Origin of the sequence: Pseudomonas sp. WS 5027 (assembly GCF_012985695.1) — a bacterium.
Classification (GTDB): Bacteria; Pseudomonadota; Gammaproteobacteria; order Pseudomonadales; family Pseudomonadaceae; genus Aquipseudomonas; species Aquipseudomonas hygromyciniae.
The window spans coordinates 132318-154157 of sequence record NZ_JAAQWU010000006.1; the positions used below are offsets into that span (position 1 = coordinate 132318).

At 60.7% G+C, this 21840-nt stretch carries 16 protein-coding genes and 1 pseudogene; 10 read left to right on the forward strand and 7 right to left on the reverse strand.

Annotated elements, in window-relative coordinates:
- Nucleotides 1-14: 14 nt before the first annotated feature.
- The 3 genes from HBO09_RS09925 to acnA form a co-directional block, all read right to left on the reverse strand.
- Entirely contained in the window at nt 15-1580 is a 1566-nt protein-coding gene (locus tag HBO09_RS09925; RefSeq protein WP_169992545.1) for a PAS domain-containing methyl-accepting chemotaxis protein, read from the reverse strand.
- A gap of 119 nt (nt 1581-1699) precedes the next feature.
- Nucleotides 1700-2488: a CPBP family intramembrane glutamic endopeptidase gene (locus tag HBO09_RS09930; protein ID WP_169992543.1), complete on the reverse strand. Its 789-nt coding sequence runs from the start codon at nt 2486-2488 to the stop codon at nt 1700-1702.
- Nucleotides 2489-2641: 153 nt separating this feature from the next.
- The gene (acnA, locus tag HBO09_RS09935) at nt 2642-5383 is read right to left on the reverse strand and encodes an aconitate hydratase AcnA (RefSeq protein ID WP_169992541.1); all 2742 of its coding nucleotides are present in this window, start codon (nt 5381-5383) and stop codon (nt 2642-2644) included.
- 190 nt (nt 5384-5573) lie between these two features.
- Between acnA and rlmM the strand changes: the two genes are divergently transcribed.
- Entirely contained in the window at nt 5574-6647 is a 1074-nt protein-coding gene (rlmM, locus tag HBO09_RS09940) for a 23S rRNA (cytidine(2498)-2'-O)-methyltransferase RlmM (RefSeq protein ID WP_029300064.1), read from the forward strand.
- Nucleotides 6648-6670: 23 nt separating this feature from the next.
- Complete coding sequence (gene tusA / locus HBO09_RS09945; RefSeq protein WP_169992539.1) at nt 6671-6922, forward strand: sulfurtransferase TusA; 252 nt, start codon at nt 6671-6673, stop codon at nt 6920-6922.
- 158 nt (nt 6923-7080) lie between these two features.
- Here the strand turns inward: tusA and HBO09_RS09950 are convergent, their stop codons facing one another.
- A complete protein-coding gene (locus tag HBO09_RS09950; RefSeq protein ID WP_169992536.1) occupies nt 7081-8463 on the reverse strand; it encodes an MATE family efflux transporter in 1383 nt (460 codons plus the stop codon).
- A gap of 142 nt (nt 8464-8605) precedes the next feature.
- Here HBO09_RS09950 and pdxB point away from each other — a divergent pair, with 142 nt between their 5' ends.
- On the forward strand, nt 8606-9751 hold the full coding sequence (pdxB, locus tag HBO09_RS09955; protein ID WP_169992534.1) for a 4-phosphoerythronate dehydrogenase PdxB: 1146 nt from the start codon (nt 8606-8608) through the stop codon (nt 9749-9751).
- 8 nt (nt 9752-9759) lie between these two features.
- Nucleotides 9760-9861, forward strand: a pseudogene (locus HBO09_RS29190) (outer membrane lipoprotein carrier protein LolA); the annotation flags it as partial.
- 55 nt (nt 9862-9916) lie between these two features.
- Here the strand turns inward: HBO09_RS29190 and HBO09_RS09960 are convergent.
- Nucleotides 9917-10090 (reverse strand): PA1571 family protein, encoded by a 174-nt coding sequence (locus HBO09_RS09960; protein ID WP_169992532.1) that lies wholly within the window; start codon nt 10088-10090, stop codon nt 9917-9919.
- A 245-nt stretch (nt 10091-10335) separates the two neighbouring features.
- Here HBO09_RS09960 and HBO09_RS09965 point away from each other — a divergent pair, with 245 nt between their 5' ends.
- The gene (locus HBO09_RS09965) at nt 10336-12105 is read left to right on the forward strand and encodes an ABC transporter transmembrane domain-containing protein (protein WP_169992801.1); all 1770 of its coding nucleotides are present in this window, start codon (nt 10336-10338) and stop codon (nt 12103-12105) included.
- Between the two features lie 116 nt (nt 12106-12221).
- On the opposite strand, the gene HBO09_RS09970 is transcribed toward HBO09_RS09965, so the two are convergent.
- Nucleotides 12222-14150, reverse strand: coding sequence for a transglycosylase SLT domain-containing protein (locus tag HBO09_RS09970; protein ID WP_169992530.1), 1929 nt, complete (start codon nt 14148-14150; stop codon nt 12222-12224).
- Between the two features lie 212 nt (nt 14151-14362).
- Between HBO09_RS09970 and HBO09_RS09975 the strand changes: the two genes are divergently transcribed.
- Nucleotides 14363-16279, forward strand: coding sequence for an ATP-binding cassette domain-containing protein (locus HBO09_RS09975; RefSeq protein ID WP_169992528.1), 1917 nt, complete (start codon nt 14363-14365; stop codon nt 16277-16279).
- 305 nt (nt 16280-16584) lie between these two features.
- Here HBO09_RS09975 and HBO09_RS09980 read toward each other — a convergent pair whose 3' ends face one another.
- Nucleotides 16585-17022 (reverse strand): universal stress protein, encoded by a 438-nt coding sequence (locus HBO09_RS09980; RefSeq protein WP_169992526.1) that lies wholly within the window; start codon nt 17020-17022, stop codon nt 16585-16587.
- 105 nt (nt 17023-17127) lie between these two features.
- Here HBO09_RS09980 and HBO09_RS09985 point away from each other — a divergent pair, with 105 nt between their 5' ends.
- The 4 genes from HBO09_RS09985 to HBO09_RS10000 all read left to right on the forward strand — a co-directional run bounded on the left by HBO09_RS09985 (nt 17128) and on the right by HBO09_RS10000 (nt 21820).
- Nucleotides 17128-17565 carry a hypothetical protein gene (locus HBO09_RS09985; RefSeq protein WP_133715034.1) on the forward strand — a complete coding sequence of 146 codons (438 nt, stop codon included), beginning with the start codon at nt 17128-17130 and terminating at the stop codon, nt 17563-17565.
- A gap of 570 nt (nt 17566-18135) precedes the next feature.
- The gene (gene fadB / locus HBO09_RS09990) at nt 18136-20283 is read left to right on the forward strand and encodes a fatty acid oxidation complex subunit alpha FadB (protein WP_170060910.1); all 2148 of its coding nucleotides are present in this window, start codon (nt 18136-18138) and stop codon (nt 20281-20283) included.
- A 29-nt stretch (nt 20284-20312) separates the two neighbouring features.
- Entirely contained in the window at nt 20313-21488 is a 1176-nt protein-coding gene (gene fadA, locus HBO09_RS09995; RefSeq protein WP_029300086.1) for an acetyl-CoA C-acyltransferase FadA, read from the forward strand.
- Nucleotides 21489-21583: 95 nt separating this feature from the next.
- Complete coding sequence (locus HBO09_RS10000; RefSeq protein WP_169992521.1) at nt 21584-21820, forward strand: DUF1653 domain-containing protein; 237 nt, start codon at nt 21584-21586, stop codon at nt 21818-21820.
- Nucleotides 21821-21840: the final 20 nt, after the last annotated feature.

Genomic DNA, 21840 nt, shown 5'->3' on the forward strand with positions numbered 1-21840 from the left:
CCTGCGATAGCGATCTAACGGTTAAACCGCTCCACCAGCGAATACTGGGTATTGGCCGTATGGGTCAGCTCTTCACTCAACTGCGCCGAGTTCAGTGCCTGCTCCGACGTCTGGTCCGCCAGCAGCGCAATAGTGCTGATATTTCGGCTGATCTCCTCGGCCACCGAGCTTTGCTCCTCGGTCGCGGCGGCGATCTGCGTAGTCATGTCGGTAATATGCGCCACCGCCTCGCTGATCCCCACCAGCGCCGCGTCCGCTTCCATTACCCGCGCCACACCTTCTTCGGCCTGGCGATGCCCGGCGTCCATGGTCTGCACGGCGGTGCTGGCGGTCTGTTGCAGCTTGGCGATCAGGGCATGAATCTGTCCGGTGGATTCGCTGGTGCGTTGCGCCAGTTGCCGCACTTCATCGGCCACCACCGCAAACCCACGGCCCATTTCACCGGCACGGGCCGCTTCGATGGCTGCGTTCAGGGCCAGCAGGTTGGTCTGGTCGGCAATGCCCTTGATCACGTCCACTACGCCGCCGATCTCGTCGCTGTCCTTGGCCAGTTGGGTCACGGTTGTCCCGGTCTCTCCTACCACCACCGACAGGCGCTGGATGGCTTCGCGGGTTTCCCCGGCAATGTCCCGGCCACGGCTGGTCAGGCGATTGGCTTCCTGGGTCGCATCGGCCGTGCGCTGTACATGGCTGGCGACTTCCTGGGTGGTGGCGGCCATCTGGTTGACGGCGGTGGCGACCTGCTCGGTCTCCACGCGCTGGCGTTCCAGGCCGGTCGAACTGTTGTGGGCCAGGGTGTTGGATTGACGCGCCTGGTCGTTGAGGTGCTCGGCGGTGTCCTGCAAGCGGGTCAGACAAGTCTTCAGGCGGGCTTCCTGGCTGAGGATCGACATCTCCAGGCGCGCCTGCGCGCCACGGCTGTCGGTGTACATCTGCGCGATCAGCGGGTCGGAGGTGGTCTGTTCGGCCAGGCGCAGCAGGCGCTTGAGGCCACGTTGTTGCCAACTCAGGCCGAGCAGGCCCAGAGGCACCGACAAGGCGGCGGCCAGGGCAAAGCCCCAGTGGGAGTCGAACCAGACGCCGATCAGGAAGCTCAATTGGCTGACCAGGATAAACGGCAGCCAGTCCTGCAGCACCGGCAGCCATTTATCACTGCGCGGGATGGCCGACTTGCCCTGGTTGATACGTTGATACAGCGCTTCGGCACGGCGAATCTGCTCGGCGGTCGGCTTGACCCGTACCGATTCGTAGCCGACCACCTGTTCACCGTCGAACACCGGGGTCACATAAGCGTTGACCCAGTAGTGATCGCCGGTCTTGCAGCGGTTCTTGACGATGCCCATCCATGGCAAGCCTTGTTTGAGCGTCGCCCACATGTGCGCGAACACGGCCGCCGGCACATCCGGGTGACGAACCAGGTTGTGCGGGGCGCGCATCAGTTCATCCTGGGAAAACCCACTGATCTCGACAAACGCATCGTTGCAGTAAGTGATCACGCCTTTGGCATCGGTCGTGGAGATCAACCGTTGTTGAGCGGGGAATGTACGTTCGCGCTGGGTAACGGGTTGGTTATTACGCATGATTGATCAATCCGCAAGGCTTTGATGGGTTGTCGGCCGGTGCGGGCTTTTATTTAGCTTATTTTTGCAATAATCCGCACAAGCGTAGGCCCCTCTCGGCGCGACCTCGGAACTGGCGATCAGGCCAGCATCGGGTAGGTAAACAACCCGAAATGCAGCAGATTCAAGCCAAAATGCGTAGCAATCGCCGCGCCCAGGCCGCCGAAGCGGTAGGCCAGGCCATAACCTGCGCCGGCGATACTGGCCAGCAGCACCCATTGCCAGCCGGCACCGACATGCACCAGGCCAAACAGTAGCGAAGCCAGGAGCAAGGCGAGGTTTTCTCCGTAGGGCAGTTGCTTGAAGCGTCGGCTCAGGCCGCCCTGGATATAGCCGCGAAACAGCGCCTCTTCAACCAGGGTCACCAGCAACAGGTTGTTCAGCACCCAAAGCCAGGCCTGGTCTGGCCATTTTGGCGCCCAACTGATGATGCCTAGCAGTATCGCGCCACCCAGGGCGGCGATGGTGGTCAGGGTCAGGGCCAGCGCGGTGGCGTAGATCGACAGGCGCAACGGGCGGCGGGCGACGATCCACGGGCAGGCAAGCAGCAGCCAGAAGCCAATCAGCGGTTTGTCCTGGTTCAGGTACAGCGAGAAGGGTACGGCGTCGGCGGTGAAACGCTGCGGGTCGATGGCGCGACCGTTTTGGAAACCGGGTAGCCAGTGCATCGCCAGGCCCAGGGCCAATACGATGAACAGGCCATGGCCCAGGTAGCGCGCCCATGGGACGTGCTGTTGGCGTACCGCATAACCTGCGACCAGCAGTAGCCCGATGGAGGCCCCTGCCAGCAAACCCAGTTGCCCGTAGGTCAGGGCCAACCCATAGCCAATGGAAAGAAGGGCCAGGTACAGCCAGGGCAAAGCGGGCATAAAAAATCCTTGTGACGGTCAACGTGACGCAATTGCTTGATGTAGCAGCCGGTAAGCCGGCGCCTACAAATGAGGGCGCGGATTATAGCGGCTGTTGCGCGCGGCAAAAATGAAAACACCGCCCGAAGGCGGTGTTTGGTCTGGCGTGTTGCGTTATGAAGCTATCAACTGGCGCAGCACGTAATGCAGAATCCCGCCCGCCTTGAAGTATTCAACTTCATTGAGGGTGTCAATCCGGCACAGCACCTCGACCTTCTCGCTGCGCCCGTCTTCGCGGGTAATTACCAGTGTCAGGTTCATGCGTGGCTCGATCTCGGCATCGGTCAGGCCGAGAATGTCGATCTTCTCCTTGCCGGTCAGTTGTAGCGCCTTGCGGTTCTGGTCCAGCTTGAACTGCAATGGCAGCACGCCCATGCCCACCAGGTTGGAACGGTGGATACGCTCGAAGCTCTCGGCGATCACCGCCTTGACGCCCAGCAGGTTGGTGCCCTTGGCGGCCCAGTCGCGACTGGAACCGGTGCCGTACTCCTGGCCGGCGATCACCACCAACGGCGTGCCGGACGCCTGGTATTTCATGGCAGCGTCGTAGATCGGCATCTTCTCGCCGGTGGGAATGTAGAGGGTGTTGCCGCCTTCTTCGCCACCGAGCATTTCGTTGCGGATCCGGATGTTGGCGAAGGTGCCGCGCATCATCACTTCATGGTTGCCGCGGCGCGAGCCGTAGGAGTTGAAGTCCCGTGGTTCCACGCCCTGTTCGCGCAGGTAGCGGCCCGCCGGGCTGTCGGCCTTGATATTGCCAGCAGGGGAGATGTGGTCGGTGGTCACCGAATCGCCAAGCAGGGCCAGGATATTGGCGCCCTGCACATTCTTGATTACTGGCAGCGGCCCGGCGATGTCATCGAAAAACGGTGGGTGCTGGATATAGGTGGAGTCTTTTTGCCACACATAGGTCGCGGCCTGCGGCACTTCAATGGCTTGCCACTGTTCGTCACCGGCAAACACCTCGGCGTATTCCTTGTGGAACATGCTGGTGCTGACCTGGGCCACTGCGTCGGCGATCTCCTGGCTGCTGGGCCAGATATCGCGCAGGTAGACAGGCGCACCATCCTTGCCGGTGCCCAGGGGCTCGCTGCTGATATCGATGCGCACGGTCCCGGCCAGGGCATAGGCCACCACCAGCGGCGGCGAGGCCAGCCAGTTGGTTTTCACCAAGGGGTGCACGCGGCCTTCGAAGTTACGGTTGCCGGACAGCACCGACGCCACAGTCAGGTCGGCTTTCTGGATGGCTTTCTCGATGGGTTCCGGCAATGGCCCGGAGTTGCCGATACAGGTGGTGCAGCCATAACCCACCAGGTCGAAGCCCAGTTGGTCGAGGTACGGCGTCAGACCGGCGGCGTTGTAGTAGTCGGTGACCACCTTGGAGCCAGGCGCCAGGGAGCTTTTTACCCAGGGTTTGCGGGTCAGGCCCTTTTCCACGGCTTTTTTTGCGACCAGGCCGGCGGCCATCATCACGCTGGGGTTGGACGTGTTGGTGCAGGAGGTAATCGCGGCGATCACCACTGCGCCGTTTTTCAGGCGATAGGTCTGGCCTTCGAAGGCGTATTCGGCTTCGCCCACCAGGTCGGCATTACCCACGGCGACACCGCCGCCACCTTCGCTTTCCAGGCGACCTTCTTCTTTGCTCGTAGGTTTGAACTGCAAGTCCAGGAAATCACTGAACGCCTGGCTCACATCCGGCAGGGAGACCCGGTCCTGCGGGCGTTTTGGTCCGGCCAGGCTGGCTTCGACGCTGCCCATGTCCAGGGCCAGGCTGTCCGTGAATACCGGTTCTTCACCGGCATTGCGCCACAGGCCCTGAGCCTTGGTATAGGCCTCGACCAGCTTGACGGTGGCGTCTGGCCGGCCGGAGAGGCGCAAGTAGTCCAGGGTCACGTCATCCACCGGGAAAAAGCCACAAGTGGCGCCATATTCCGGTGCCATGTTGGCGATGGTGGCGCGGTCGGCCAGGGGCAGGTCAGCCAGGCCGTCGCCATAGAACTCGACGAATTTGCCCACCACGCCTTTTTTGCGCAGCATCTGTGTGACCGTCAGCACCAGGTCGGTGGCGGTGATGCCTTCTTTGAGTTTGCCGGTGAGCTTGAAGCCAATCACTTCCGGGATCAGCATCGATACCGGCTGGCCAAGCATCGCCGCTTCCGCCTCGATACCGCCCACGCCCCAGCCCAAAACGCCGAGGCCGTTGATCATGGTGGTGTGGGAATCGGTGCCCACCAGGGTGTCGGGGAAGGCATAGGTGCGGCCATCTTCATCCTTGGTCCACACGGTGCGGCCCAGGTATTCCAGGTTGACTTGGTGACAGATGCCGGTACCCGGCGGTACCACGCTGAAATTATCAAAGGCGCTCTGGCCCCAGCGCAGGAACGCATAGCGCTCACCGTTGCGCTGCATTTCGATATCGACGTTTTGCTCGAAGGCGTCGGCGTTGCCGAACTTGTCGACCATCACCGAGTGGTCAATCACCAGGTCCACCGGCGACAGCGGGTTGATGCGCTGTGGATCGCCACCGGCCTTGGCCACGGCGGCGCGCATGGCGGCCAAGTCGACCACGGCGGGCACGCCGGTAAAGTCCTGCATCAGCACCCGGGCCGGACGGTACTGGATCTCGCGGTCGGAGCGCCGCTCCTTGAGCCAGGCGGCAAGCGCCTTGAGGTCGGCGCCGGTCACGGTTTTTCCGTCCTCCCAGCGCAGCAGGTTTTCCAGCAGCACCTTGAGGGACATCGGCAATTTGTCCAGGCCACCCAAGCTCTTGGCGGCTTCGGGCAAGCTGAAGTAGTGGTAGGTCTTGGTGTCGACTTGCAGGGTCTTAAGGGTTCTCAGGCTATCAACGGATGACATCACATGACTCCTTATGGTCCGCACGGCTACGGACCTGACGGGACGAACAGAGCTTACAAGCTAGCCCTGTTTTCAGTAGCAGGCTAATAACTGGACTCTATGGACAAGTCCAAGGTTCCGAACTCAGCTATCATGCGCGCGTTTTCATGACAGGCCTTGCGCTACAGCAAGCGTGTTACCAGGAGAGTTGATGAACACCCTTTTTATGCATTGCCGCCCGGGTTTTGAAGGCGAAGTCTGTTCCGAGATCGCGGAACACGCCGCGCGCCTGAACGTTTCCGGCTATGCCAAGGCCAAGACCGGCAGCGCCTGCGCCGAATTCGTCTGCACTGAAGAAGACGGCGCCCAGCGCCTGATGCGCGGCCAACGCTTTGCCGAACTTATCTTCCCGAGGCAGTGGGCGCGTGGGGTTTTCATCGATCTGCCGGAAACCGACCGCATCAGCGTGATCCTTGCGCACCTGCGCGATTTCCCGGTGTGTGGCAGCCTGTGGCTGGAAATGGTCGATACCAACGATGGCAAGGAACTGTCGAACTTCTGCAAGAAATTCGAAGTGCACCTGCGCAAGGCCCTGCTGGCCGCCGGCAAACTGGTCGAAGACCCGAGCAAGCCGCGCCTGCTGCTGACCTTCAAGAGCGGCCGCGAAGTGTTTATGGGCCTGGCAGAGTCAAATAACTCGGCCATGTGGCCGATGGGCATCCCCCGCCTGAAATTCCCCCGTGACGCGCCAAGCCGTTCGACCTTGAAGCTGGAAGAGGCCTGGCACCACTTTATCCCCCGAGACCAGTGGGACGAGCGCCTGCACGGCGACATGACCGGCGTCGACCTCGGCGCCGCGCCGGGCGGCTGGACCTGGCAACTGGTCAACCGTGGCATGCTGGTGACGGCGATCGATAACGGGCCGATGGCCGAAAGCCTGATGGACACTGGCCTGGTGCAACACTTGATGGCGGATGGTTTTACCTTCACCCCCAAGCAGCCGGTGGACTGGATGGTCTGCGATATCGTCGAAAAGCCGGCGCGCAACGCGGCCCTGCTGGAAACCTGGATCGGCGAAGGGCATTGCCGCGAAGCGGTGGTCAACCTCAAGTTGCCGATGAAACAGCGTTACGCCGAGGTGAAGCGCCTGCTGGAGCGCATCGAAGAAGGCTTCAAGGCGCGGGGCATTCGCGTGGAAATCGGCTGCAAGCAGCTGTACCACGACCGCGAGGAAGTCACCTGCCACCTGCGCCGCCTGGACGTAAAGAAACCCAAGGCCCGCTAAAGACGACCTTGTAGGAGTGAGTGATGAGCGAAATTTTTGACCCTGCCGTCGACGGCACTCTTGACGCCACCGGCCTCAACTGCCCGGAACCGGTGATGATGCTGCACCAGCACATCCGCGACCTGGCGCCGGGTGGCCTGCTCAAGGTCATCGCGACCGATCCCTCGACCCGTCGCGATATCCCCAAGTTCTGCGTGTTCCTGGACCATGAACTGGTGGAACAGCGCGAAGAAGCCGGTACTTACCTGTACTGGATCCGCAAGAAGGCCACCTGAGACTGATACCTACTGTAGGAGCGAGCTTGTCTCCGGGCGGCGTTCCGACGAAAAAATGTTAACGATAACGCGAGAAAACTGACACCCCGCGTCGCTCTCAGGTTTCTCGTCGGAACGCCGCCCGGAGACAAGCTCGCTCCTACAGTGGGCAGTCGCGCTTAAACCTGGCGGATGCGCTTGCGCGCACTGCGTGCCAGGCGCACCACCAGCATCGCCGCTGCGCAACTGAGGCCGACGATCAGCCCCTGCCACAAGCCGCTCGGGCCGTTGGCCTGGCCCAGCCAGTCGGTCAGCCCCAGCAAGTAGCCTACCGGCAAGCCCACGCCCCAATAGGCGAACAGGGTCAGGATCATGGTCACCCGGGTGTCCTGATAACCGCGCAGGGCGCCGGCGGCTGTGACCTGGATCGCATCGGAAAACTGGAACAGCGCCGCGAACACAATCAGCATCGCCGCCACCTGGACCGCTAGCGGGTCGGCGGTGTAGATCGTGGCGATCTGCTCGCGGAACAACAGCATCAGGCTGCACGACAGGCAGGCATAGGCCAGTGCGGTGCCCATCCCCACGCCTGCGGCGAAGCGTGCTTCTCGGGGTTCGCCACGGCCCAGGGCCTGGCCGACCCGCACGGTCACGGCCATGCTCAGGGAGTAGGGAATCATGAACACCAGTGAGCTGAAGTTCAGGGCGATCTGGTGCCCGGCCACCACGGTTGCGCCCAGGCTGCCGATCAGCAGGGCGATCACCGCAAAGATGCTCGACTCGGCAAACACCGCGATGCCAATCGGCAGGCCGATGCCCAGGATGCGCTTGATCACTGACCATTTTGGCCAGTCGAAGCGCTTGAATAACTCGCTGGCCTGATAGGCCGGTGCCCAGCGGGTCCAGGCGGCGAAGCCCAGCATCATCGCCCACATCACAATCCCGGTGGCCCAGCCGCAGCCTACGCCGCCCATGGCCGGTACGCCGAAATGGCCGTAGATGAACACGTAGTTCAGCGGGATGTTCAACGCCAGCCCGCCCAGGCCGAGGATCATGCTCGGGCGCGTGCGGCCCAGGCCGTCACTGAAACAGCGCAGCACGTAATACAGCGCCACCGCCGGCATGCCCGCGGCGATGCCGTGCAGGTAACCCATGCAGGGTGCGATCAGCTCGGGGTCGACGTTCATCGCGTGCAGGATCGGCTCGGCGCTGATCAGCAGTAATGAGGCGGTACATCCCACCACCAGCGCCAGCCACAATGCCTGGCGTACCAGCGGGCCGATTTCGGTGTGGCTGCCGGCGCCAAAGCGCTGGGCGACTTTGGGGGTGGTGGCCAGCAAGGTCCCGGTCATCAATAGATACACCGGGATCCAGATGGAGTTGCCCAGGGCTACCGCCGCCAGGTCTCGCGCACTAACGCGCCCGGCCATCACCGCATCGACAAACCCCATGGCGGTGGTTGCCAGTTGCCCGATCATGATGGGCAAGGCCAGCGCCAGCAGGCTATAGACTTCCCGGCGAACGCGGGCGGGGCGGGAGAGGGGCAGAGTGGCAGTGTTCACGTGCAGATGTCCGATAAGGGGGAGCGCAGGACGGCGCATTCTACGCCTTGACGGATAGGTCAGGAAAATACCTGTGTAGTGGATTTGTAAACGTTCCGGCGGCCGGTGCCTGTACACTGCTGGTCCGCCAAAGGAGCCTGCCATGCTGATTGTTGCCGACGAAAATATCCCGCTGCTTGATGCGTTCTTTGAAGGTTTCGGCGAGATCCGCCGGGTGTCGGGCCGCGCCATCGACCGCGCCGCCATTGAACAGGCCGATGTACTGTTGGTGCGTTCGGTGACCAACGTCAACCGTGCGTTACTGGAAGGCACGCCGGTACGGTTTGTCGGCACGTGCACCATCGGCACCGATCACCTGGACCTCGATTACTTTCAAAGGGCCGGTATCCAGTGGTCCAGCGCGCCGGGCTGCAACGCTCGTGGTGTGGTGGACTATGTGCTGGGCAGCCTGCTGACCCTGGCTGAAATCGAAGGTGCTGACCTGACCCAGCGTACCTATGGCATCGTCGGTGCCGGTGAGGTGGGCGGGCGCCTGGTCAAGGTGCTCAAGGGCCTGGGCTGGAAAGTGCTGGTCTGCGATCCGCCACGCCAGGCCGCCGAAGAGGGCGATTACGTGAGCCTGGAGCAGATCATCGAGCAGTGCGATGTGATCAGCCTGCACACCCCGCTGAAAAAATCCGGCAATGGCTCGACTTGGCACCTGCTGGATCGCCAGCGTCTTGAGCAGCTCAAGCCGGGCACCTGGCTGATCAACGCCAGCCGTGGTCCGGTGGTGGATAACACAGCGCTGCGCGAAGTGTTGCTGAAGCGCGAAGATTTGCAGGCGGTGCTGGACGTGTGGGAAGGCGAGCCTGAAGTGGATGTGGAGCTGGCCGAGTTGTGCGTGCTGGCGACTCCGCACATCGCCGGCTACAGCCTTGACGGCAAGCAGCGCGGCACGGCGCAGATCTACCAGGCGCTGTGCGCGCACCTTGGTCAGCCGGCAAATATTTCGTTGAGTGACCTGCTGCCTGAACCCTGGCTGGCTGAGGTCACCCTCAATGCCAGCACTGATCCGGCCTGGGCCCTGGCGACGTTGTGCCGCAGCGTCTACGACCCGCGACGCGACGATGCGGATTTCCGCCGCAGTCTGGTAGGAACAGTGGAAGAACAGCGCAAGGCCTTCGACCTGCTGCGCAAGCACTACCCAGAGCGCCGCGAGATCGATGGTTTGAAAGTGCGGATCAATGGTGAGTCGCCCGTTTTGTCGGGCATCGTCGCCGCACTGGAAGCACAGAGCATCCTGTAGGAGCGAGCTTGCTCGCGAAGGTCGTCAACGATAACGCGAAAAACCTGACACCCAGCGTCGCTCTCAGGTTTTTCGTCGAAACGCCGCCCGCAGACAAGCTCGCCCCTACAGGGAAGGCTCAAAAAAACCGGCCACTTGGGCCGGTTCTGAAAGAGCTGGGGCGTATCAGCCTTGCTGGGCAGGCTTGACCAGTTTCTGCTCCAGTTCGGCGCAGGCGCCCTGGATCATCTCTTCGGTAATCTGCACTTCGCGGCCCTGGGCATCGATGTACGAGCAAGGCAACTGCTGTGGCCGGCGGATTACTTCAATTTTGTTAAGGCTACTGGTTTGCAAGGACATGGCCTGTCTCCTCATCAGGTTGTGTACCTACTCTAATTCCCCCGCGTGAACGAGCTGTTACAACTCCTTAGCCCGACGGCGGATTGAATGCCCAGTCCAGCAGAAATCGTGCTGGATTTCCAGCCGGACTTTAGACCGATAGCCTCTAGGGCCTAGTCTTGCCGGGCATAATTAACCTGACTCATTGTGATTTACCCAAGTTCAATCCGATTGCGGTGTAGGCTTGAGGTTGTCTTCCTCAGGTGATGCTCTCCATGCTTTCTGCCCGTCAACGCCGCGCCATTCGCCTGGCCACCCGCTTTATTGCCCCGTACCGCTGGCAGGCCGTCGGCGCCTTGCTCGCACTGATCGTCACCGCAGGGATTACCTTGTCCATGGGCCAGGGCATCCGCCTGTTGGTGGATCAGGGCTTCATGACCCAATCGCCACACTTGCTCAACCAGTCCATCGGCCTGTTCATGATCCTCGTGCTGGGCCTGGCGGTGGGTACGTTTGCGCGGTTTTATTTGGTGTCGTGGATCGGCGAGCGGGTGGTCGCGGACATTCGCAGGCTGGTGTTCAACCATCTGATCTACCTGCATCCGGGGTTCTACGAGAACAACCGCAGCTCGGAAATCCAGTCACGCCTGACCGCCGACACCACCTTGCTGCAATCGGTGATCGGTTCATCCCTGTCGCTGTTTCTGCGCAATGCGTTGATGGTGATCGGCGGGATTGTGTTGCTGTTTATCACCAACCCCAAGCTCACCAGCATCGTGGTGGTGGCGTTGCCGCTGGTGTTGGCGCCGATCCTGATCTTCGGCCGGCGCGTACGCAGCCTGTCGCGCCAGAGCCAGGATCGGATTGCCGACGTGGGCAGCTACGTCTCCGAGACCCTGGGCCAGATCAAGACGGTGCAGGCCTACAACCATCAAGTGCAGGATGAGCAGCGCTTCGCGGTGACAGTGGAGGAGGCGTTCACCACGGCACGCAAGCGTATCGTCCAGCGTGCCTGGCTGATTACCCTGGTGATTGTGCTGGTGCTGGGCGCCGTCGGGGTGATGCTGTGGGTGGGCGGCATGGATGTGATCGCCGGGCGCATCTCCGGCGGCGAGTTGGCGGCCTTTGTGTTCTATAGCCTGATCGTCGGCAGCGCCTTTGGCACCTTGAGCGAGGTGATCGGCGAGTTGCAACGGGCGGCAGGCGCGGCGGAGCGGATTGCCGAACTGTTGCAGTCGAGCAATGACATCCAGGCACCGGCCACGGGGCTGATCACGCTGGCGCAGCGGGTCAGTGGCCGCCTGGAGTTGCAGGATCTGTACTTTTCCTACCCGTCGCGTCCCGATCGCTTTGCCATCGAAGGCCTGAGTCTGAGCATTCAGGCCGGTGAAACCCTGGCCCTGGTCGGCCCGTCCGGGGCGGGCAAGTCCACCCTGTTCGACTTGTTGCTGCGCTTCTACGACCCGCAACAGGGGCAGGTGCTGCTCGAAGGCCAGCCGCTGACCAGCCTGGACCCCTTGGACCTGCGTCGCTGTTTTGCCCTGGTATCCCAGAGCCCGGCGCTGTTTTTTGGCAGCGTTGAAGACAACATCCGCTACGGCAACCCAAAGGCCAGTTTCGCCCAGGTCGAAGAGGCGGCGCGCATTGCCCACGCCCATGATTTCATCCTGCAGATGCCCGATGGCTACCAGACCCATCTGGGTGATGGTGGCATGGGCCTTTCCGGTGGGCAGCGCCAGCGCCTGGCAATTGCCCGGGCCTTGTTGGTGGATGCCCCCATCCTGTTGCTGGACGAAGCCACCAGCGCCCTGGACGCCCAGAGCGAGCACCTGATCCAACAGGCATTGCCGCAACTGATGGAAGGGCGCACCACCCTAGTGATCGCCCACCGCCTGGCCACGGTGAAAAACGCCGATCGGATTGCGGTGATGGATCAGGGGAAATTGGTCGCGGTGGGCACCCATCAGCAACTGATCGCCACCAACCCGCTGTATGCGCGGCTGGCGGCCCTGCAATTCAACGAAGACCCCTTGTAGAGCGAGCTTGCTCGCGAAAAGCCCAAGAACGCCGCAGTCATCCAGACTACAGGCGTTATTGTTTACGTGCTTCGCGAGCAAGCTCGCTCCTACAAGTGATTCGGGTATTTCGGTGATTACTGGTCGTCGAAATAGCGCTCGTGCCAATCCACCAACGGTTGCGGGGAGTTGAGCTTCTGCCCGTAGATCACCGAATAAGACAGCACGTTCTGCACATACTGGCGGGTTTCGTCGAATGGAATGCTTTCCACCCACACGTCGAAACTCAGGTGGTCGGCGCCGCGCAGCCATTGGCGCACGCGGCCAGGGCCGGCGTTGTAGGCGGCGGAGGCGAGCACGCGGTTACCGTTGAACTGGCTGTGAACCTGGCTCAGGTAGGCGGCGCCGAGCTGGATATTCTTGTCCGGGTCCAGCACTTGCTGGGGTGATGCCAACGGGATGCTGAACTTGCGTGCGGTTTCCTTGGCGGTGGCGGGCATCAGTTGCATCAGGCCGCTGGCGCCGACGCCGGAACGGGCGTCATCCATAAAGGCGCTTTCCTGGCGGGTGATGGCAAACACCCAACTCGAATGCAGGCCACGGACCTTGGCTTCACGCACCAGGGTGTCGCGGTGGGCCATGGGGAAGCGGATATCCAGGTCGTCCCAGTACTTGGCCTGGCTGATGGTACGGATCGCCGGGAAGTACCATTTCATGTCATAGGCTAGCTTAGCCTGGGCGACCATTTCGTCACGGTTGAAGTGGCGGCTGACGTGATACCACTCGCGACGGCCGTCGACGATCTGGCCACGGGCATAAAACTCCAGGGCGCGGCGCACGCCCGGGGTGTTGCGCACCTTGTTGATCAGCGCCTGGCTCATGACCAGGGGCTGGTTGTTCAGTTGATAGGGTGCCTGGGAGCGATCTGCGGCAAGGAAACCATAAAAATCCCGCTCCTTTGCCAGGCCTTTGTACAGCACCAGCGCCTGCGGGTTCTTTGGCTCTGCCAGTTCCAGCGCGCGGGCCTGCCAGTAGCGCCAGCGGTTGGTGGTGGCCAGGTCCTGGGGCAGCTTGCGGGTCAACTGGTAGGCATCTTCCCAGCGGGCCAGACGCAGCAGCAGGCGCAGGCGCCATTCGGAGACGGTATTGTCACGCAGCTCCGGATCATATTTGGTCATCACGTCCAGGGCGCGGGGGTCGTAGCGTCGCGCCAGGGTCAGGCCGATTTCCCGGGCGATGGACACTTTTTCATCACGGGAGAAGTGCATGCTGCTGGCATACCCATCCAGCAGGGCCATGGCTTGTTCCGGATCCTGGCGCGCCAGGCGGCGCAGGCCCAGGCCGACGGCGTCGGACATGGCTTCAGTGGCAGGCAGGAAGCGCGAGGGGTCACTGAGCATGGTGGGCTTTTGCGCCACATCCACCATCAGGCGACCCTGGGCACCCAGGGTGGGCAAGGTTTTCACCAGGCTGTTGGCCAGCGGATAGTTGCGGGCTTCGGCGGCGAGCTTGGCGCGGTCCCAGATTTTCTGTTCGGTCAATTGTCCGGCGGCGGCCCATTGGCCAAAGGTGGCATCACAGGCGGCCGGTTGGGATTTGCCGGTCATCCACAGGGCTTCGGCGGTCTTGTAGCCTTCGGCCTTGAGGTTGTTGCTCAATTGGTATTGGCCGTGCAGGCAGTCCAGTTCGGTGAAGTTGAGCTTGGCGTCGTAGTATTTTTCAAAGGTCTTCCAGTCGCCACGCTCGGCCAGCCAGCGCAACCAGCGCAGCTTCATCCAGTTGGCCTGGGGCAGGTCGCCATGCTTGGCCAGGAACTGTTCGATTTCCTGGTTGCTGGCGGACTTGAGGCGTGCGGTCAGTTCGTCGTAGGCCAGGTACGGCGTCAGCGGGTAATCGGCCAGGGCCTGGCTGTATTGCATGTACGGCCCGGTGTCGCCTTTGGCCAGGGCACGCTTGGCTTGGTCGTAATATTGGCGTTGGGTGGTCAGGTCCACTGCCTGGGCGGTCTGGACGGCTGTGGAGGAAAGAAGCAGGCAAGATAAAAAGCTGAAAAGGCGACTGCGCATGAGACGTCCGTGCAAAGAAATCAGGACTAGTGCCGACGCTGTCGACACTGATTGCCCCTAGCTTAGCCTTTTGCCCGCAGCCGGTGAAAGCTTTGCAGGCCGCTTCGCTGAAGTTCTCAAGAAATGTCCTACAGAACGTGTTGGGCATGAAAATGCCGGCCGCTTCACCCCCCAACTCAGGTAGAATGCGCGCCCAGTTTTTGGAGAAGCGTATGACCCTGCTCAAATTCAGCGATGTGTCCCTTGCTTTCGGCGCTATGCCGTTGTTGGACAAGGTGTCCTGGCAGATCGCCCGTGGTGAGCGGGTGTGCATCATCGGCCGCAACGGCACCGGCAAGTCCAGCATGATGAAGCTGGTCAAGGGCGACCAGAAGCCCGATGACGGCTCCGTGTGGCGTGCCCCGGGCCTGAAGATCGGCGAATTGCCGCAAGAATTGCCGGTGGCCGACGAACGGACCGTGTTCGACGTGGTTGCCGAAGGCCTCGATGGCGTAGGCGAATTGCTTGCCCAATACCACCACCTGGCGCAGAACTGCGTCACCGATGCTGACCTGGACAAGCTGATGCACGTCCAGCAAGACCTCGAAGCCCGTGATGGCTGGCGCTTGCAGCAACTGGTCGACAGCACCTTGAGCCGCCTGCAATTGCCGGCTGACAAGACCCTTGCCGAACTGTCCGGCGGCTGGCGTCGCCGCGTGCTGCTGGCCCAGGCCCTGGTTTCCGAGCCGGACCTGCTGCTGCTCGACGAACCGACCAACCACCTGGATATCGGCGCGATTGCCTGGCTCGAAGAAGCCCTCAAGGACTTTCAGGGCGCCGTGCTGTTTATCACGCACGACCGTTCTTTCTTGCAGAACCTCGCCACGCGCATCCTCGAACTGGATCGCGGCGGCCTGATCGACTGGAACGGCGACTACGCCAGCTTCCTGGTGCACAAGGAAGCCACCCTGGCCGCTGAAGAAACCGCCAACGCGCTGTTCGACAAAAAGCTGGCCCAGGAAGAAGTCTGGATCCGCCAGGGCATCAAGGCGCGCCGTACCCGTAACGAAGGCCGCGTACGCGCCCTGAAAGCCTTGCGTGTGGAGCGCAGCGAACGTCGCGAGCGCACCGGCAAGGCCAACATCCAGCTGGATACCGCCGACAAGTCGGGCAAGCAGGTCATGGTCCTGGAGAACGTCAGCTTCCATCACCCGGATGGCCCGTTCCTGATCAAGGACTTCTCCATGGTCCTGCAGCGTGGCGACCGCATCGGCTTGCTGGGCGCCAACGGTACCGGCAAGACCACCTTGCTCAAGCTGATGCTCAACGGCCTGCAACCGACCAGCGGCACCGTGGAAGAGGGCACGCGCATCGACGTGGCCTACTTCGACCAGTTGCGCCACCAGTTGGACCTGGAAAAAACCGTGATCGACAACGTCGCCGAAGGCCGCGACTTTATCGATATCGACGGCCAGAGCCGCCACGTACTGAGCTATCTGGGCGACTTCCTGTTCAGCCCGCAACGTGCCCGCACGCCGGTCAAGGCCTTGTCTGGCGGTGAGCGTGCGCGCTTGCTGCTGGCCAAGCTGTTCAGCAAGCCGGCCAACCTGCTGGTGCTCGACGAACCGACCAACGACCTCGACGTGGAAACCCTCGAACTGCTGGAAGAGGTCCTGCTGACCTTCAACGGCACTGTGCTGATGGTCAGCCACGACCGGGCATTCCTCGACAACGTGGTCACCAGTACCCTGGTCTTTGAAGGTGAAGGCAAGGTGCGCGAATACGTCGGTGGTTATCAGGACTGGCTGCGCCAGGGCGGTTCGCCGCGCCTGCTGGGCGTGACCGAGAGCAAGTCCGGCAAGGCCGACTTGAACTCTGCGGTGGTTGCACCTGCCGCTGCTGAACCTGTCCAGGAAGCTGCGCCAGCGGCCAAGAAAAAGCTCAGCTACAAGCTGCAGCGTGAGCTGGAAGCCTTGCCGGGTGATATCGACGCCAAGGAGCAGCAGATCGCAGCCGTGGAAGCCGAAATGGCTGACGCGGGTTTCTACCTGCGTCCTGCGGCGGAAACTGCCAAGGTCATCGAGTCCCTGGAGAAACTCAACCAGGAGCTGGAAGTGCTGGTTGAGCGTTGGGCCGAGCTGGATGCCTGATTGATTCAGCGGCAATAAAAAACCGGCGCTCTTACGAGCACCGGTTTTTTTATATGAAATGCAATTCAAGGGTAGGAGCTGGCTTGCCTGCGATAGCCATCGGTATCTACACACTTTTGCCGCAGCGCATAAATCCTGGCAGAGAGGGCTGTTGTGGCAAGCCCGCTCGCCACAGGGGAGGTCGTCAGTGTCTGAAAGTTGTGTAGTTACCGATGCTGCGATAGCGGTACGCCAGCCACCAAATGTATCAACTGACAGACTGCTATCGCTGGCAAGCCAGTTCCTATATTTGATCTGCAGTGTTCTTACGAGCTTTTTACCAGTCTCACTGCCAGTACGTCGCACGGTGCGCCGTGCAATACATCGTTGGCAGTCGAGCCCAGCAGCAACGCCAAGCCGTGGCGACCATGGCTGCCGACCACGATCAGGTCGCAGTTCTGTTCCTTGGCCAAATGGTGGATTTCCTGGCGTGGCTGACCATAGGTCAGGTGGCTTTGGTCTTTTTTCAGCGCGGGATATTTGGCAATCAGTCGGTCCAAGCGCTCCTTGGCCTGGTCGAATTGCTGCTGTTGCAGTTGCGAAAGGTCCATAGGCACGTCGCCACCAAAGGCCATGGCCATGGGTTCTACGATATGCACCAGGGACAGCTTCACGTTATCGCCGGCAATGGCAACGGCGCGCTTGATCACCGGATCGCACTCTTCGGTCAGGTCCACGGCGACCAGAATATGTTCGTAAGTCATGAGGCGCTCCTCCAGGGGACTGCAATAAGTTCAGTATGGCTGCTTTCAAGCGCAAGGGCTTGCGTCAGGTCAAATCTGCTCATCTAGAAATTCGGGAGTACACATATGACGGTCTGGATAGTGGTGTCAATCCTTCTGGTGGTCTTGAGCCCCTTGGCATGGCTGCGACCTTCGCGCCACCAGAGCGGGCGCATGGCCCTGCGCATGGAGGCCCGCCGCATTGGCCTGGCGATGCAATTGTCGCCCCAGGAGTGGCCACATTGGCTCAAGCAAGAGCCGCCCAGCCCGTGTGCGCAGTACTGTCGGCCGCGGCGGGGCAGTAAGCCGGCCCTCTGGTGTTACTGGCAGTTGGAGCCGGGGGTATGGGTCAATCAATGGCGGGAAATCTGTGTCGATGAGAAGTTGTTGCCGCATTTTGCAACGCTGCCGGATAACGTCTACAAAATCGAAGCCGATGGGCAGATGATCGCTTTGTATTGGGGTGAGAAGGGCGAATTGAGCGTCTTGCAGAACATCAATGCCTTGCTCAAGGCTCTGGCCTGACACCGTCTGCGCCCGAGAGCGTCAACGATAACTTGGCAAACCTGGTTTAACGCGGTGCGCTCAGGTTTTTCGCGAGCAAGCTCGCTCCTACAGTGATGGAATCGCAGGCAATAAAAAGCCCGACATCATCATCGGGCTGGAGTTGGCCAGGCAGGCCGGTAAATCTCTGATTCATACCGCCGCGCATTCGCGCAGGCGTTCACACATGCGGCTAGCCTAGCCGGATATCCGTCGCTGTACAGGCCTTTGCTGGCTGTTTTGGATTATTGATCAGGTGAATGCCTGCGCATTGATTCGGCGTAGCGGTTCTGAAATGACTGAAAAGTCGCGTTTTAGCAGCCCTTTCGAGCGATTGACAATTGTCGGAAATTGGCTGAAGGTGGCGTACCCAAATCAAACGGGCGTATGAATTGAGCGTTTGTCCTTCAGACCGTTCGTACAGAATCCCGACTATCGCGTTGGCGGGTGTGCCTGGCAAATAGGCGTTAGCATCGACGGTAACGTCTGTGTTTACGCTTCGGCCAGCGTCCGACGTGTACTGTTCAGCTTCCATATCGTGGAGATCAGTTGATGATTTACGAAGGTAAAGCCATCACGGTTAAGGCTCTTGAAAGTGGCATCGTCGAATTGAAATTCGACCTCAAGGGTGAGTCCGTCAACAAGTTCAACCGTCTAACCCTGAACGAACTGCGTCAGGCCGTAGACACCATCAAGGCTGATGCATCGATCAAAGGTGTGATCGTCTCCAGCGGCAAGGACGTGTTTATCGTCGGCGCTGACATCACCGAATTCGTCGACAACTTCAAGCTGCCCGATGCCGAGCTTGTGGCTGGCAACCTCGAAGCCAACAATATTTTCAGCGATTTCGAAGACCTCAACGTGCCGACTGTTGCCGCGATCAATGGCATCGCTCTGGGCGGCGGTCTGGAAATGTGCCTGGCCGCGGACTTCCGCGTCATGGCCTCCAGCGCGAAAATCGGCCTGCCGGAAGTCAAGCTGGGCATCTACCCAGGCTTCGGCGGTACCGTGCGCCTGCCGCGCATCATCGGTGCCGACAACGCCATCGAGTGGATTGCCGCTGGCAAGGAAAACCGTGCTGAAGACGCGCTGAAAGTAGGCGCAGTCGATGCCGTGGTTGCTCCGGAAAAGCTCGCAGAAGCTGCACTGAACCTGATCAAGGGCGCCATCAGCGGCGAATTTGACTACAAGGCCAAGCGCCAGCCGAAGCTGGAAAAGCTCAAGCTCAACGCCATCGAACAGATGATGTCGTTCGAAACCGCCAAGGGTTTCGTCGCCGGTCAAGCGGGTCCTAACTACCCGGCTCCGGTCGAAGCGATCAAGACCATCCAGAAAGCCGCGAACTTCGGTCGCGACAAGGCCCTGGAAATCGAAGCCGCCGGCTTCGTCAAACTGGCCAAGACGTCTGCTGCGCAGAGCCTGATCGGCCTGTTCCTGAACGATCAGGAATTGAAGAAAAAGGCCAAGGCCTACGACGAAATCGCCAAAGACGTGAAACAGGCTGCCGTACTCGGCGCCGGTATCATGGGCGGCGGTATCGCTTATCAGTCGGCGTCCAAAGGCACGCCGATCCTGATGAAAGACATCAATGAACACGGTATCGAGCAGGGCCTGGCGGAAGCCGCCAAACTGCTGGTGGGCCGCGTTGATAAAGGTCGCATGACCGCTGCGAAAATGGCTGAAGTGCTTAACGGCATTCGTCCTACGCTGTCCTACGGCGATTTCGGCCATGTCGATCTGGTGGTCGAAGCGGTTGTCGAGAACCCGAAGGTCAAGCAGGCGGTACTGGCTGAAGTCGAAGCCCAGGTCAAAGAAGACACGATCCTGGCTTCCAACACCTCGACCATTTCCATCACCTTGTTGGCCAAGGCCCTCAAGCGTCCGGAAAACTTCGTCGGCATGCACTTCTTCAACCCGGTGCACATGATGCCGCTGGTGGAAGTGATCCGTGGCGAGAAGTCCAGCGAGCTGGCCGTTGCCACCACCGTTGCCTACGCCAAGAAAATGGGCAAGAACCCGATCGTGGTCAACGACTGCCCGGGCTTTTTGGTCAACCGTGTGCTGTTCCCGTACTTCGGCGGTTTCGCCAAGCTGGTCAGCGCGGGTGTGGACTTTGTGCGTATCGACAAGGTCATGGAGAAGTTCGGCTGGCCAATGGGCCCGGCGTACCTGATGGACGTGGTCGGTATCGACACCGGCCACCACGGTCGCGACGTCATGGCTGAAGGCTTCCCGGACCGCATGAAAGACGACCGTCGCTCGGCTGTCGATGCGCTTTACGAGGCCAAGCGCCTTGGCCAGAAGAATGGCAAGGGCTTCTACGCCTACGAGACCGACAAGAAAGGCAAGCAGAAGAAAGTTGCCGATCCATCGGTTCACGAAGTGCTGGCGCCTATCGTCTACGAGCAGCGTGAAGTGTCCGACGAGGACATCATCAACTGGATGATGATCGCCCTGTGCCTGGAAACCGTGCGTTGCCTGGAAGACGGCATCGTTGAAACCGCCGCCGAAGCCGATATGGGCCTGGTGTACGGTATTGGTTTCCCTCCATTCCGTGGTGGTGCGCTGCGTTACATCGACTCGATCGGTGTAGCCGAATTCGTTGCCCTGGCTGATCAATACGCTGATCTGGGCCCGTTGTACCACCCGACTGCGAAGCTGCGCGAGATGGCCAAGAACGGCCAGAGCTTCTTCGGTTAAGTGCCCAGACGACTAGAGCGAGAATATTTATGAGCTTGAATCCAAGAGACGTCGTGATTGTCGACTTCGGTCGTACTCCGATGGGCCGCTCCAAGGGCGGCATGCACCGCAACACCCGTGCCGAAGACATGTCGGCGCACCTGATCAGCAAGCTGCTGGAACGCAACGTCAAGGTCGACCCGAACGAAGTCGAGGACGTGATCTGGGGCTGCGTCAACCAGACCCTGGAGCAGGGCTGGAACATTGCGCGCATGGCCTCCTTGATGACGCAGATCCCGCACACTGCTGCCGGCCAGACCGTCAGCCGCCTGTGTGGCTCGTCGATGAGCGCGCTGCACACAGCCGCCCAGGCGATCATGACCGGTAACGGTGATGTGTTCGTGGTCGGCGGCGTGGAGCACATGGGCCACGTCAGCATGATGCACGGCGTCGATCCAAACCCGCATATGTCGCTGTACGCGGCAAAAGCCTCGGGCATGATGGGCCTGACCGCAGAAATGCTCGGCAAGATGCACGGCATCACCCGTGAAGCCCAGGACGCTTTTGGCCTGCGCTCGCACCAGCTCGCCCACAAGGCAACCCTGGAAGGCAAGTTCAAGGATGAGATCATCCCGATGAACGGCTACGACGAGAACGGTTTCCTGAAACTGTTCGACTACGACGAAACCATTCGTCCGGACACCACCCTGGAAAGCCTGGCGGCCTTGAAGCCGGCATTCAATCCAAAGGGCGGCACCGTGACTGCCGGTACTTCGTCGCAGATCACCGATGGTGCTTCGTGCATGATCGTGATGTCGGCCCAGCGCGCCCAGGACCTGGGGATCCAGCCTCTGGCGGTGATCCGTTCCATGGCCGTAGCGGGTGTGGATCCGGCGATCATGGGCTATGGTCCAGTACCGGCCACACAAAAAGCCTTGAAGCGCGCAGGTCTGAGCATCTCCGACATCGACTTCTTCGAGCTCAACGAAGCTTTCGCCGCACAGGCCCTGCCAGTGCTGAAAGATTTGAAAGTGCTCGACAAGATGAACGAGAAGGTTAACCTGCACGGCGGTGCGATTGCCCTGGGCCACCCATTCGGTTGCTCCGGTGCACGTATCTCCGGCACCTTGCTTAACGTGATGAAGCAAAATGGCGGCAACCTTGGGGTTGCAACCATGTGCATTGGTCTCGGCCAAGGCATTTCCACCGTCTTCGAACGCGTCTAAGCGTTGGGTTGACGGAAGCCGGGGCCCAGTGCCCCGGTTTTTGTTTTTTGGAATTTTTAATTTTTTTTTAATAAATTTTGTAAGAGGGCCAGAGCATGAAAGTCGAACCAGGGCTCTACAGGCATTACAAAGGTCCCGAGTACCGCGTTTTCAATGTGGCGCGGCACTCCGAGACCGAGGAAGAAGTGGTGTTCTACCAAGCACTGTATGGCGATTACGGCTTTTGGGTGCGTCCCTTGAGCATGTTCCTGGAGACCGTCGAAGTTGACGGCGAACAGGTCCCGCGCTTTGCTTTGGTGCAGGGTGAACCCAGTCTTTTTTCGGTGCAATAACGGCCGGTTGCGCACAATGC